The sequence below is a fragment of the Flavobacterium sp. LPB0248 genome (genome assembly GCF_013388355.1).
In the GTDB taxonomy this organism is placed as follows: domain Bacteria; phylum Bacteroidota; class Bacteroidia; order Flavobacteriales; family Flavobacteriaceae; genus Flavobacterium.
This window is the reverse complement of record NZ_CP058246.1, coordinates 2,658,361-2,672,351: the sequence shown is the minus strand read 5'-3', so window position 1 is coordinate 2,672,351 and position 13,991 is coordinate 2,658,361. Positions and strand designations below refer to the sequence as shown.

General features: G+C 31.2%; 13 protein-coding genes. 7 read left to right on the top strand and 6 right to left on the bottom strand.

Annotated elements, in window-relative coordinates:
* Window positions 1-104: 104 nt before the first annotated feature.
* Together LPB248_RS11160 and LPB248_RS11155 are read right to left on the bottom strand one after the other, a co-directional pair.
* Complete coding sequence (locus tag LPB248_RS11160) at window positions 105-563, bottom strand: ORF6N domain-containing protein (RefSeq protein WP_410504067.1); 459 nt, start codon at window positions 561-563, stop codon at window positions 105-107.
* 113 nt (window positions 564-676) lie between these two features.
* A complete protein-coding gene (locus tag LPB248_RS11155; protein ID WP_177212539.1) occupies window positions 677-1,987 on the bottom strand; it encodes a phenylacetate--CoA ligase family protein in 1,311 nt (436 codons plus the stop codon).
* Window positions 1,988-2,121: 134 nt separating this feature from the next.
* Here LPB248_RS11155 and purD point away from each other — a divergent pair, with 134 nt between their 5' ends.
* Complete coding sequence (gene purD, locus LPB248_RS11150; protein ID WP_177211500.1) at window positions 2,122-3,396, top strand: phosphoribosylamine--glycine ligase; 1,275 nt, start codon at window positions 2,122-2,124, stop codon at window positions 3,394-3,396.
* A gap of 42 nt (window positions 3,397-3,438) precedes the next feature.
* On the opposite strand, the gene LPB248_RS11145 is transcribed toward purD, so the two are convergent.
* On the bottom strand, window positions 3,439-3,669 hold the full coding sequence (locus tag LPB248_RS11145) for a DUF6341 family protein (protein ID WP_177211499.1): 231 nt from the start codon (window positions 3,667-3,669) through the stop codon (window positions 3,439-3,441).
* Between the two features lie 141 nt (window positions 3,670-3,810).
* On the opposite strand from LPB248_RS11145, the gene LPB248_RS11140 reads away from it, so the two are divergent.
* On the top strand, window positions 3,811-4,740 hold the full coding sequence (locus LPB248_RS11140; RefSeq protein WP_177211498.1) for a DUF6427 family protein: 930 nt from the start codon (window positions 3,811-3,813) through the stop codon (window positions 4,738-4,740).
* Here the strand turns inward: LPB248_RS11140 and upp are convergent.
* Window positions 4,735-5,388 carry a uracil phosphoribosyltransferase gene (gene upp / locus LPB248_RS11135; RefSeq protein WP_177211497.1) on the bottom strand — a complete coding sequence of 218 codons (654 nt, stop codon included), beginning with the start codon at window positions 5,386-5,388 and terminating at the stop codon, window positions 4,735-4,737. The two genes, LPB248_RS11140 and upp, sit on opposite strands and share 6 nt — an antisense overlap.
* Before the next feature lie 110 nt (window positions 5,389-5,498).
* Between upp and LPB248_RS11130 the strand changes: the two genes are divergently transcribed.
* Both LPB248_RS11130 and LPB248_RS11125 read left to right on the top strand, forming a co-directional pair.
* Window positions 5,499-6,104, top strand: a complete 606-nt coding sequence (locus LPB248_RS11130; RefSeq protein WP_177211496.1) for a DUF4254 domain-containing protein — start codon at window positions 5,499-5,501, stop codon at window positions 6,102-6,104.
* A 43-nt stretch (window positions 6,105-6,147) separates the two neighbouring features.
* Window positions 6,148-7,158: a glycosyltransferase family 9 protein gene (locus LPB248_RS11125; RefSeq protein WP_177211495.1), complete on the top strand. Its 1,011-nt coding sequence runs from the start codon at window positions 6,148-6,150 to the stop codon at window positions 7,156-7,158.
* A 42-nt stretch (window positions 7,159-7,200) separates the two neighbouring features.
* Here the strand turns inward: LPB248_RS11125 and LPB248_RS11120 are convergent, their stop codons facing one another.
* Window positions 7,201-7,635, bottom strand: coding sequence for a hypothetical protein (locus LPB248_RS11120; protein WP_177211494.1), 435 nt, complete (start codon window positions 7,633-7,635; stop codon window positions 7,201-7,203).
* A gap of 250 nt (window positions 7,636-7,885) precedes the next feature.
* A complete protein-coding gene (locus LPB248_RS11115; RefSeq protein ID WP_177211493.1) occupies window positions 7,886-8,938 on the bottom strand; it encodes a ferredoxin--NADP reductase in 1,053 nt (350 codons plus the stop codon).
* 127 nt (window positions 8,939-9,065) lie between these two features.
* Here LPB248_RS11115 and LPB248_RS11110 point away from each other — a divergent pair, with 127 nt between their 5' ends.
* The 3 genes from LPB248_RS11110 to LPB248_RS11100 all read left to right on the top strand — a co-directional run bounded on the left by LPB248_RS11110 (window position 9,066) and on the right by LPB248_RS11100 (window position 13,988).
* On the top strand, window positions 9,066-10,526 hold the full coding sequence (locus tag LPB248_RS11110) for a DUF5687 family protein (RefSeq protein WP_177211492.1): 1,461 nt from the start codon (window positions 9,066-9,068) through the stop codon (window positions 10,524-10,526).
* Between the two features lie 63 nt (window positions 10,527-10,589).
* Entirely contained in the window at window positions 10,590-11,285 is a 696-nt protein-coding gene (locus LPB248_RS11105) for an ABC transporter ATP-binding protein (RefSeq protein WP_177211491.1), read from the top strand.
* Window positions 11,286-11,375: 90 nt separating this feature from the next.
* Complete coding sequence (locus LPB248_RS11100) at window positions 11,376-13,988, top strand: tetratricopeptide repeat protein (protein ID WP_177211490.1); 2,613 nt, start codon at window positions 11,376-11,378, stop codon at window positions 13,986-13,988.
* Window positions 13,989-13,991: the final 3 nt, after the last annotated feature.

The following is a 13,991-nucleotide window of genomic DNA, read 5'->3' as shown; positions in this document are numbered from 1 at the left end:
CGTGACTCTCCAATTCTATAAGATTTGAATAGAAAGTAATTTAAAACTTGAAGCTAAATATATATACTTCAGATGTTTAATGTTCTGTTTGTCACTTTAAAGAACTATTTTTTATAGCCAATCTTTACTCTTTCAGATTCATTTTCTTTTTTCTCAGTCAATTCATCTAAATAAGAAAAAACCAATTCAATATTTTTATCATGATTCTCTAACTTCTTTTGAATCTGAAGAATATCAACTTTAATTTCGGTTGTATCTAAAAGCATTTGTCTCACTTTCGTGAAAATCCTCATAATTTGAATATTGGTTTGGATTGCTTTGTCGCTTTTTAGGATGCTTGATAACATTAAAACGCCGTGCTCACTAAATGCAAAAGGTAAATATTTTTGATGTTCTCCTCGTCCTTTCTTTAAGGTCGCAATTTGCGACCTTAAAGAATTAAATTCATTTTCAGTTAGTTGAAACATGAAATCCACAGGAAAGCGTGATGAATTTCTTTTTACCTGTTCGTTTAATCTTTTAGTTTCAACGTCATATAGCGAAGCTAAGTCAAAATCAAGCATCACTTTTTGACCACGGATAAAATATATTTTATTAGAAATTGTTTCTTAAGAAAGTAAAGAGTTATTGCCCATAAGTTTTTAGTTAAAAAAACAAATGTAAGATTTTATTTATATTATAAATAAGATTTAAACTGTTTTAGTTTTCCGCGATTGGTTCTTTCTAAAACCGTTTTTCTGGTGAAATTGAAGATTAAATTTGGCTCGAGATATAAATCAATTGCTTGTTTTATTTTCTCAATTTGTTCTGAAATTAATTCTTTTTCAGAAACATACTCAATTTCGAAAGTATTTAATTTTGTTTGTTTGATAATGAATTCTTTTACATTTCCATCGTCTTCAATTATGCTTTTGGTTACATAATAAAATGTCAATCCTGGCGATTTTTTTCCGCTTGGTAAAATAGCGACATCATTAGTTCGTCCAACGAGTTTTTTCAGAATAGGTTTTTGTGGCGTACTTTTTTCATCGAGAATTCCAATGTCGCCAATTTCATATCTGATAAAAGGAGTTGCTTTATTGAAGAGCGAAGTAATTACAATTTTGCCTTCTGTTCCATGTGGAACAGGATTATTATTTTCATCTAGAATTTCGACAAAAAGAGTTTCTGCATTTACTTGCCATTCTCCTTGAGGATTTTCAAATGCAATTAAATCTAATTCAGATGCACCGTATTCACTAATAATTGGAATTCCGAATTGTTTTTCCAATAATTTTTTATCCGATTCAAAAAGCATTTCTGACGTAACAAAACAAGCTTTTAAAGTTGGACAGACTTCTTTTAAAATGATGTTTTTCTGTTCTAAATATTTAGCAAATAAAACAATAGAACTTGTATATCCGTTGATGTAATCGAATTTTTTGATTCTAAATTTCTTTAGAAATTTTTCAAGAACTTCATCAGATAAATCAAAAACAGGAAAACGAAAACGGTGCGTCAGGAAATCTTTGAAACGTTCTTTTTGATAACCAATAAAGTCCATTGGAATTCCGTAAAAACGTGCTTGATAGGAATGATTAAAATCGATTCCGAACCAACCAAAGCGCATAATATTTGATGCCCAAGTCAAAGCATGGCAATATTTATCTTTAGCAAAAACAAAAGGAGTTCCGCTTGATCCTGATGTTTTGTTGAGGTAAATGTTTTTTTTTGAATAACCTTTAGAAAGTCTTTCTTCGAGTGGTTTTTGAAGATTCTGTTTATTGAGGATTGGTAAATCTTCCCAATTATTGACATTGGTATTTCCAGTTAATTCTTTGTAAAAGGAGTTATTTTCTAAATGAAAATCAACGATTTCTTTCTTTTTGCTTTCAAGAAACAAATTGTATTCTTCTTCAGTAAAAGAAACAATTTTGTCCAATTCAGCTTTAGCTTTCTTTATAGGAAAACTATTTAATTTGAGCGAAAGATCAAAAAGACGAATCATTTTCAGAATAATTTTTGTCAAAAATAATGTTTAGGAATTACTAACAGTATAGAACCAACAACTTTTTAGAGATTTAATTATTTTTTACGTTCAAAAGCAATTATTTTTGCACCACAACTAAATATAACAACACCATGACAATTTTACTATTGGGATCAGGCGGAAGAGAGCATGCATTTGCATGGAAAATGACTCAAAGTCCGCTTTGCGAAAAACTTTTTGTAGTGCCTGGAAATGCAGGAACTGCTGCAATCGCTGAAAATGTTGCAATATCTGCAACTGACTTTGAAGCTGTAAAAGCATTAGTACTTAAAGAAAATATAAGTTTAGTAGTCGTAGGGCCAGAAGATCCGTTAGTAAAAGGTATTTATGATTATTTTAAAAACGACGAAAGTTTAAGAAATATCCCAGTTATTGGACCATCAAAATTAGGTGCACAATTAGAGGGAAGTAAAGAATTTGCAAAAGAATTCTTGATGAAACATAATATTCCAACTGCAGCTTATGACAGTTTTACAGCTGAAACGGTCGAAGAAGGATGTAAATTCCTTGAAACTTTACAGCCTCCTTTCGTTTTAAAAGCGGACGGATTAGCGGCTGGAAAAGGTGTTTTGATTATTCAAGATCTTGAAGAAGCAAAAACAGAATTACGCAATATGCTGGTTCACGCTAAATTTGGAACAGCAAGTGCAAAAGTAGTTATCGAAGAATTTTTGGACGGAATCGAATTAAGCTGTTTCGTTTTAACGGATGGAAAAAGCTATAAAATTCTTCCAACGGCAAAAGATTACAAACGAATTGGTGAAGGCGATACAGGCTTAAACACAGGTGGAATGGGAGCAGTTTCTCCAGTTCCTTATGTAGATGCTATTTTGATGGAAAAAATCGAAACTCGCATCGTAAAACCAACAATCGAAGGTTTCCAGAAAGACGGAATCGAATATAAAGGTTTTGTATTTATTGGGCTAATTAATGTAAAAGGAGAACCAATTGTTATTGAATACAATGTGAGAATGGGTGATCCTGAAACTGAAGTTGTGGTTCCGAGACTGAAATCAGATTTAGTAGAATTGTTCTTGTCTGTTGCCGATCAAAAGTTAGGAGACTTTAATTTAGAAGTAGATCCAAGAAGCGCAACAACTGTAATGGTAGTTTCTGGCGGATATCCTGAAGATTTCGAAAAAGGAAAAGTTATTTCTGGTTTAGAAAATATAACAGATTCAATTGTTTTTCACGCAGGAACAAAATTAGATAACGGAAATGTCGTTACTAATGGAGGACGTGTAATTGCTGTAACTTCTTATGGAGATAATTTCCAGGAGGCCATAAAAAAATCTTATCAAAACATAGATAAACTAAGCTTTGATAAGATGTATTTTAGAAAAGATATCGGTTTCGATCTAATTTAAAAAATAATTGACCAGCCCTTAATTAATTTAAGGGTTTGGTTTTTATTTTAAAAATGAATGAGCAGTCGTATCTTGGTTTTCTGTTCCAGCATCATCAAAAATACGTAATTGTTTAATCCAATAAACGATTGCGCATGCACAGATGGTCATGAAAATCCAGTTAATAGTGTTTGCACCAAACCATGTAATTAATTCCAAACGACGTAAAAAGTCAAGAGGAGCAAACAAAATGTTAACGAATAAGTATTGTATTCCTTCAAAAAAAGCTGTCATAATTCTTTAAAATTATATGTTATTTATTGTTGTGTAATGCTTTGAAGATAAAATTCTTTTAAACGAATCTTTTTTCAACTTGTTCTGTTTTCCTTTCAAACAAGTATTATCTTTACAATCACAAAAGTATAAAATATCCTTATGATAACAAGTGTTTTTAAAAAATCTACGCCATTAAATTATTCATTGGTTGTAATTTTAATACTGGTTTTCTTTTTTATGTTCCAAATTAAAGACCCTTCTTGGGTTACTTCTTATTTTTTGGCTTTTCAAAAAGTGAGTTTGTTATGCTTTATTTTGGCTTCTTTTTTTATGATTAATTTCATTGTAAAAAAGAACGGACTCAGTAAAGACAATGGTTACGCGATACTTTTTTACTTATTGTTTATTTTGTTTTTTCCAACAATATTTAATGATTCAAATGTTATCTATGCCAATTTTTTTATTTTATTGGCACTTCGAAGATTGATTTCGCTACAATCTCTAAAAGCATCAAAAGAAAAAATATTTGATGCTTCATTTTGGATTTTTGTAGCTTCTTTATTTCAATTTTGGAGCATTCTCTTCTTAATATTGGTTTATGTTTCCATTATTTTTCACGTTTCAAGAGATTATAGAAACTGGGTTCTTCCTTTTATAGCATTTTTGGCCGTTACGATTTTATTTTACATGACATCATTAATTTTCAATTTTGATGCTGTAGCCTTCATTCAGGAAAGAGCTGTTATCGATTTTAGAATTGATTATTTTAAGAATAATTACGAAAATGCAGCACTTTCAATATATACTGCTGTCGCTTTGTTTTTTGTTACTTCGATGTTAATGACATTGTCAAACAGACCACAAATTGTACATTCTTCGTATAAGAAAATTGTAGCTTGCTTTTTTATAGCCGCTTTTGTTTACATCGTTTCACCAAATAAAAGTAACGATTTATTATTGTTTAGTATTGCTCCATTAACGGTTATGGCAACAAGCCATATAGAATATATGCAGCAGAAGCTGAATAACGAAATTGTTTATTACACGCTAATTGTGTGTAGTTTATTTACGTTTTTCTCTCAATTATAATTTACTTCCGTAAGCAAGATCGCCTGCATCACCAAGACCAGGAACAATGTAGTTTTTCTCATTTAGTTTTTCGTCTAGAGAAGCGACCCATAAATGACAGTTTTCAGGAAGATTTTCTTCAAGATAGGCTATTCCTTCTGGAGCAGCGATAACAACTATAATGTGCAGTTCTGTTGGAGAAGCATTTTCGATTAGTTTTTTATGAACAGCTACAATTGATTGTCCTGTAGCCAACATTGGGTCGAGAAGTAAAACAGTTTTATTATTTAAGTCTGAAATTGCCTGATATTCAACTCGAATCTCAAATTCATCATCATTGTTTGGGTGAAATCTGCAGGCAGAAACAAAACTGTTTTCGGCATGATCAAAATAATTTAAAAAACCATTATGCAATGGTAGTCCAGCCCGTAGAATAGGACATAACACTAAGTCAGTGTCAATTTCTGTTGTTTTTTTGATTCCAAGTGGAGTTTGAATATCTACATTTTTATAAGGTAAAATTTTGCTTAGTTCATAAGCCATAATTTCTCCAATACGTTCAATATTCCTACGAAAACGCATACTGTCATTTTGAACATTTACATTTCGAATCTGGCCTAAGAAATGATTTATGACACTGTTGTTCTCAGAGATATAATGGATTTTCATATTATTTTTTTAGAAGAGCAATTGTTTTTTAAGAATAATTGAAAAATTGCTGTTTTTTTTCAAAGTATAAAAGTATAAAAAGTATCTTTGTTTTATAAAAAAATAAAAACATGTTTTCAAAATTAGCATATTCTGTTTTCGAGCAAAGCATCAAAGATTATCACCAATTTGATAATGTAGATCAGCCGATCAATAATCCTTATCCAAAAGATAAGTTTGAGCATTTGTTATATCTAAAAAATTGGATTGACACCGTTCAATGGCATTTTGAAGATATTATTCGTGATCCGCAAATTGATCCAGTTGCAGCATTGACTTTAAAAAGAAGAATTGATGCATCAAATCAGGAACGTACTGATATGGTGGAATATATAGATAGTTATTTTTTACAAAAATACAGAGATGTAAAAGTAAAAGATGGAGCAAAAATTAATTCTGAAAGTCCAGCTTGGGCATTTGACAGATTGTCAATTTTGGCTTTAAAAATTTATCATATGCATGAAGAAGCAAATCGTGCAGAAGCTTCTCAAGAACACAGAGATAAATGTCAAGAAAAATTAAATGTACTTTTAGAACAAAGAAGTGATTTATCAACTGCAATAGATGATTTACTTACTGACATTGAAAATGGAGATAAATTCATGAAAGTGTACAAACAAATGAAAATGTACAACGACGATGAATTGAACCCAATTTTATATCAAAATAAAAAATAATAATTTGGCAGACTTGTCTAGCAAAATTAAGCATATAGCCGTCATGAGACTATCCGCAATGGGAGATGTCGCCATGACGGTTCCTGTTTTACGAGCTTTTGTAAAACAATATCCAACGGTAAAACTAACCGTTATTTCTCGTCCATTTTTTAAACCTTTTTTTGACGGAATTCCTAATTTGGAGTTTTTTGCTTTTGATGAAAAAGAAAGACATAAAGGTTTTCCAGGCCTTGTGCGCTTATATAAAGATGTAAAAAAACTGAAAATTGATGCTTTTGCAGATCTTCATAACGTTTTGAGATCTAAGATTGTGAGTTTGCTTTTCGCTTTAAGCGGAAAAAAACGAGCAACTGTTGATAAAGGAAGAGAAGGGAAAAAGGAATTGACGCGTGAAGAAAACAAGATTTTCAAACAATTGCCAACCATGTTTGAAAGACATGTAAAAGTGTTTGAAGAATTAGGTTTTCCTTTAGATTTATCGAAACCAACATTTCCTGAAAAAGCAGTTTTAAGTTCTGATGTTTTGGACATTATCGGAAATGAGAATCAAAAACTTATAGGAATTGCGCCTTTTGCTCAGTACGATTCTAAAGTTTATCCTTTAGATTTAATGAAGGAAGTAATTACAAAATTGGCCGAAAACTCATCGTACAAAATTTTACTTTTTGGAGGAGGAAAGAAAGAAATTGAAATTTTAGATTCACTCTCAGAACCTTTTGAAAATGTAATTAATATGGCTGGAAAAATTAAATTTCAGCAAGAGTTACAATTAATAAGCAATCTTGATGTAATGCTTTCTATGGATTCTGGAAACGCACATATTGCAGCAATGTTGGGTGTAAAAGTTATCACGCTTTGGGGTGCGACGCATCCGCACGCAGGATTTTTGCCATTCAATCAAAGTTTAGAAAATGCACTGACTTCAGATCGAAATCAATATCCAAAATTACCAACATCAGTTTACGGAAATAAAGTTGTTGAAGGATATGAAGATGCGATGAGGACAATTTTACCGCAACAGGTTGTTGATAAAGTTGTAGAGCAGCTTTCATGAAATAAAAAACTTCTCTTTTTTGGAGAAGTTTTTTTTAAAATTTTAAGCAATATTTTTGTTTAAAACATATCTTTCATCAGCATCGAGGAAAGAATATCCTATCGTTTTTCTTCTTTTTTTGTTTACTATGATGGAGACAAAATTATTTTTGTCTTCGGTAGACAATAGAATATGTTCGAATTTATTGGATGAATCTCTATAAATTTTATAAATCAAGTCGTGATCTTTAATTTTCTTAGATAAAATTTTAGCCGATTTAAGTCTACTTACATAAGGCCAGATGTTAAAAATATTCGAATCTGTCTTTTTAACTTCTACCATTTTTTCGGTCAAGGTTGAATTGTATTTTTCTCTTTCGAGCAACTTTGGACCTTTTTTGTTTTTCATTTTTATAATAACTGCCAGAACGCAAAGCGAAGCAGTTACAACCAGCATAATAAATAGGTATAAATGAAAGTGTTGAACGTGAGCTGTCATGATATTTAATGTTTAAATGTTTGACAAATTAGATTTAGCTCTACAAATTCTCAAACAATGAGATTGAGATTACCATAATTACACCCCTAATTTAATGAAAATTCGGCAATATTTTGATAAAATTTTGCTTTTATTTCAATTAGAGCCAAATCTTCTAATAGCGCCAAAAATTTTGACTGCAAATCAAAAAAAATCCAAATTCCAGTTTAGTTTGGAATTTGGATTTTTATATTTTGGAATTTATCAAATATTATACGTCGTCGTAATCAATATAAATAGTTTCTGATGTTGGGTGTGCTTGACAAGTTAAAATTAAACCTTCAGCAATTTCACTATCTGTTAAAATAGAATTTTTCGTCATTTCGGCACTTCCTGCGGTAACACGCCCTAAACAGCTGCTGCAAATTCCGCCCTGGCAAGAATAAGGAGCATCAACACCTTGTTTTAAAGCAGCATCAAGAATAGTTTGTTTTTTAGACATTTCGAAAGTAGTTTCCTCATCGTCTACCAAAACAGTAATTTTTGTATGCCCTTCTTGAGAACCTTGAATTGCATGCTCTTCTGAAGAAGAGGTAAATAATTCAAATTTAATAGCAGACTCTTTTACATTTTTCTCTTTCAAAACATTAGAAACAGTATTAATCATTTCTTCTGGTCCGCAAAGGAAAAACTTATCAAATTGAAGTTCTTTGTGTTTATTGTTTAAAACATAATTCACAGCCGATTTTTCAATTCTTCCAAATAAAGCATTTTCAGCTTTTGCTTGACTGTATACATAATGCACAAAAAATCTGCCTACATATTGCAATTGTAAATCATGAAGTTCTTGATGAAAGATTGTACTTTCAGGAGTTTTGTTTCCATAAACCAATACAAATGAACTCTTTGGCTCATTTTTAAGAACAGATTTTATAATAGAAAGAACCGGAGTAATTCCGCTTCCTGCAGCAAATGCTGCGTAATTTTTTTGTCTTTCGGCATCTGGCTCAAAAGTAAATTTACCTTCTGGCTGACCTACTTCAAGAACATCTCCTGCTTTCAGTTTTGTATTAGCAAACTGAGAAAAAAGACCATTTTTTACAGCCTTTACAGCAATTCTTAATTCACCGCTATCAGGTGCAGAGCAAATAGAATAAGCACGTCTGATTTCTTGGTTATCAAGAGTTAATTTTAAGTTGATATATTGACCAGCTATAAATTTATAGTCAGATTTTAGTTCTTCAGGAACATTAAAAAGAATAGAAACGGCATCTGCAGTCTCACGTTTAACCTCTTTAATAATAAGTTTTAAGAATGAAGGCATGATAGAATTTTTATGCAAAAGTAGCAAACCACTATTAAAAGTTTAGCACGAAATTATTTTTTTTAACTTTTTTTGTAACGTTTTCCTACATTTGGTCTCTTACTACAAAAATACTAAACCATAAACCATGATTAAGAAGTTTATTTATCTCGAATGGAAAGCTTTTATTAGATCGGCATCTTTCGGTAAAAATCTGACAATGAAAATTATAATAGGTTTTTTAATGATCTATTTTTCATTAATTTTTATTGGTATGGGAGTTGGAGCGTTTTATGTGCTCAAAGAAATGAAATTAGAACCATTGGTAACCGTAAACAAATTTCTGATTTACTATTTTTTATCCGATTTAGTAATTAGGTTGCTATTGCAGTCAATTCCTGTTCTGAATATTAAGCCATTATTGGTTCTTCCTTTAAAAAAAACAACGATTGTTCATTTTTCTTTAGGCAAAACGATTTTATCTTTCTTTAACTGGATACACGCATTATTTTTTATTCCGTTTACAGTTGTCTTAATTTTAAACGGATACGATGTTGTTCAAATTATTTTTTGGCATTTAGGAGTAATGTCAATAATCTACATCAACAATTTTCTAAATATTATTTTAAGCAATATTGACAAACTATTTACCTTGTTTTTGATACTTATTGTGGCTTTAGGATTGGCGCAGTATTATCAATTATTTGATATTACTGTATTTACGACTCCATTTTTTCAAAGTTTTTACGACATAGACGGCCTGTTTTTGATTCCTGTCCTAGTATTAATTGTATTGCACATTTTTACTTTTAAATACTTCGAAAGAAATTTATATCTCGATGCAGGGCTTTCTGTAAAACAAGATGAAGCGTCTACAGAAAATCTTTCTTGGTTAAATCAGTTCGGGACTTTAGGTACTTTTCTTAAAAACGATATCAAACTCATTAAAAGAAATAAAAGATCTAAAACCACTATTGTGATGAGTGTGATCTTTTTATTCTACGGATTGATTTTTTTCGGAAATACGCACCAGCCACAGGCCATGCAAATTTTTGCAGGAATTTTTGTTTCGGGAGGATTTCTATTTGTTTTTGGGCAATTTGTACCAAGCTGGGACAGTTCGTATTATCAATTAATGATGACACAGAATATTCCGTATCGAGGTTATATTACAGCCAAATGGTGGCTTATTGTAATTGCAACTTTTATTTCGACTATACTGGCTTCTTTTTATCTCCTTTTTGGATGGGAGGTATATTTGACAATTGTAGTGGGTGCAATATATAATATTGGTGTCAATTCTCATTTGGTTCTTTTAGGAGGCGCATTTACCAAAACGCCAATCGATTTAAGTAATGCTGGCGGAGCTTTTGGAGATAAAAAAGCTTTTAATGTAAGTGCCATGCTTTTGTCTCTACCAAAAGTTTTTTTGCCGTTATTATTGTATTGGCTAGGATTACGTTTCGCAGATAAAACAGTGGCTTTAAGCTTGGTCGCCGGAGCAGGTATCTTGGGTTTTATCTTTAAAGAAAAAGTATTTTCGTTAATAGAAAGAAGATACAAAATTGAAAAGTACAGTACAATAAGTGCTTACAAACAAAAGAGTTAATTAGATAATAAAGAAAAGGTGTCAATTGGATAATTAATCCAAAATCAACAATATAAAATTATTATGATACAAGTAAATCAGCTTTCAAAAATATATAACGGAACAACAGTTTTAAACATTAACAATTTAGAAATCCCAAAAGGACAAAGTTTTGGATTGGTGGGAAATAACGGAGCAGGAAAAACAACATTTTTCAGTTTGCTTTTAGATCTTATTCAACCTTCTACTGGGTATATAAAAAGTAATGATATTCAAGTAAATACAAGTGAAAACTGGAAATCGTTTACAGGTTCTTTTCTAGATGAAAATTTCCTTATCGGATATTTAACTCCAGAAGAATATTTCTATTTTATTGGAGATTTAAGAAATCAGAACAAAGCAGATATTGATGCATTGTTGGCGAAACATGAAGAGTTTTTTAACGGTGAAATTTTAAAGAATAAAAAATATCTTCGTGATTTGTCTAAAGGGAATCAGAAAAAAGTAGGAATCATTGCAACACTTATTGGAAACCCAGAAGTTGTAATTTTAGACGAGCCATTTGCAAATCTGGATCCAACAACAGTTAGCCGATTAAAAAAAATAATTAGAGAATTAGCCGATAACCCGAATGTAACAGTTTTGGTTTCAAGCCATGATTTACAGCATACCGTAGAGGTTTGTGATAGAATTGTTGCCCTTAATAAAGGTGAGATAGTCAAAGACATTCAGACTTCTAAAGAGACCTTACAAGAATTAGAATTATTTTTTGCTGTGTAAGAATTTCTATATTTCAAAAAGAAGCGTATTTTTACAAGTGATTATACTAAAATTGGTTTTTAGTAGTTATGTGTTTTAAACTCTTTTCTATTGAAAAAGAATACTCTCAAATATAGTTTTATTCTCGTTTTTTTAATTTTTTTGGTGGCTTGTTCTACCAAAAAAAACACCTTTTTGGCTCGAAGTTCTCACTCGATTGGGACAAAATATAACATTCTTTATAATGGAGGAATTGGCCTTGATAAAGGTTTAAAGTCTATTCAGGCCAATAATGAGGATAATTTTTGGAAACAATTGCCAATAGAAAAAATGCAGTTTGATGAAAATTTTTCTGAAGGCGAAAAGGCAAAAAATCCTGATTTTGAAAAGGCTGAAACCAAAGCGACAAAAGCCATCCAAAAACACTCCATGAATATTGGCGGAAGAGAAAGAAACTGGCAGATGGATGAAGCTTATCTTATGCTTGGAAAAGCAAGATATTATGATCAGCGTTTTATTCCGGCAATTGAGGCATTCAATTATATTTTATACAAATATCCAGAAAGTAATAATATTTATACCGCAAAAATTTGGCGAGAAAAAACCAATATGCGTTTAGGTAACGATGCAATCGCGCTTAAGAATATTAAAATTTTACTTAAAAAAACAGATTTAGATAAACAGACTTATGCCGATGCCAATGCTCTTTTGGCGGAAGCTTTTTTAAATCTGGAACAAAAAGATAGTGCTGTTTCTAGACTTAGAGTGGCAGAACAATTTACAAAAAGTAATGAAGAACGCGCAAGATATCGTTTTATCCTTGGCCAAATGTATCAGGCAGAAGGAAAACGTGACAGCGCGATTTATTTCTACGATGCCGTTATTGATCTAAACAGAAAGGCAGATCGTAAGTATATGATGCACGCGTATGCCAAAAAAGCACAGATGTTTGATTATGAAAATGGTAATCAAGATTTGTTTATTGAAGCTTATAATAAGTTGGTAGAAAATCGAGAAAACCGTCCTTATTATGATATCTTATTTTATGAAATGGGAGTTTTCTTTGATAAAAATAAAGATCAGGAAAATGCACTTTTATTTTACAATAAATCTTTAGGCAGAAAATCGAAAGATCCGTATTTAATGGCTTCAGCCTACAGAAATATTGGAAATATGTATTTTAAAAATACAGATTACTCAATGGCGGCCAAGTATTATGACAGTACTTTGGTAAAACTGGATCCAAAAACTAGAGAATTCGCCTATATAGAAAAAAACAGAAAAAATCTTGATGACGTAATTAAATACGAAGCGATTGCAAAACGTAATGATAGTATTATTAAGGTATACAATTTACCGCCGAACGAAAAGAAAGATTATTTTGAAAACTATATAGCTGAACTTAAAAAGAAAGATGAAGCAAAACGCCTTTTAGAAGAAAAAGAAAAAGAGCGATTAGCCAATATTGATCGAAATTCCCAAGCAGAGTTTTCAGGAAACGGAGCCGTTAATCCTAATTCTTTGGGTAAACCTATAGAACCAGAAGGAAATGGCATGCCTCCAGGAAGTAACGATAATGCAAGTACATTTTACTTTTATAACCCAACAACAGTTGCTTACGGAAAACTGCAATTTAAAAAAATGTGGGGAAGCAGAACATTGGGTGGAAATTGGAGATTGGCAGGAGTTCGATCTGCAAACGATGCAGCTTTGAATGATAGTATTAATACTAAAGAAGTTGCCAACGCACTGAAAGATACAATTGTTCCTGAAAAATATACGGTAGCCTATTATGTAGAACAACTTCCAACTTCGCAAGCAGCTATGGATAGTATTGGTAAAGAACGTAATTTTTCATACTATCAATTAGGACTTATATATAAGGAGAAGTTTAAAGAATATAATCTGGCTAGTGATAAATTAGAACAGTTGCTTCAAAATAATCCAGAAGAAAAACTGGTGCTACCTTCTATGTATAATTTGTACAAAATTTATCAAATTACAAATCCAGCAAGAGCAGAAGCTATTAAATCAGAGATTTCTTCGAAATATCCAGATTCGAGATATGCCCATATTTTAAATAATAAAGAAGAAGATCCAAATTCGAGTCCCGACAAAGAATATCAAAAATGGTATAAACTTTTTGAGCAGGAAAAATTCGATGAAGTCTTAGCCAATATTGACAATTTGATCAACCAATATTCGGGGGATGATATTGTATCGAAATACGAATTGCTAAAAGCTAATACTTTAGGAAAAGTAAATGGATTGGAAGCATATAAGAAAGGTCTTGAAAATGTAGCAGACAATTATCCAAATAGCGAAGAAGGTAAAAGTGCAAGAGAAATTCTAGAAAAGCAAGTGCCTATTTTAGAAAAACTTAGTTTTACAACAACCGACACTAAAAACTGGAAAATATTATATCGTGTTTCTAACAACGATACAAAAGCGGTTAAAAGAATTGAAGAAGCAATCAGAGTATTTTTATTAGTAGAAAATTACGAAAGATTGACAACATCTTTGGATAAATACAATAAAACAGAAAGTTTTGTAGTTATTCATGGTTTAAAATCTGAGGCTTATGCAAATGATATTGCTGGAGTTTTCAGAGAAGATAAGAAATATAAAATCCCAGATCAAGCAATAATAATATCAAATGATAATTACAAAATCGTCCAAATCAAAAAGAATTTAGACGCATACTTGACCCCCAAAACCCCTTAAAAT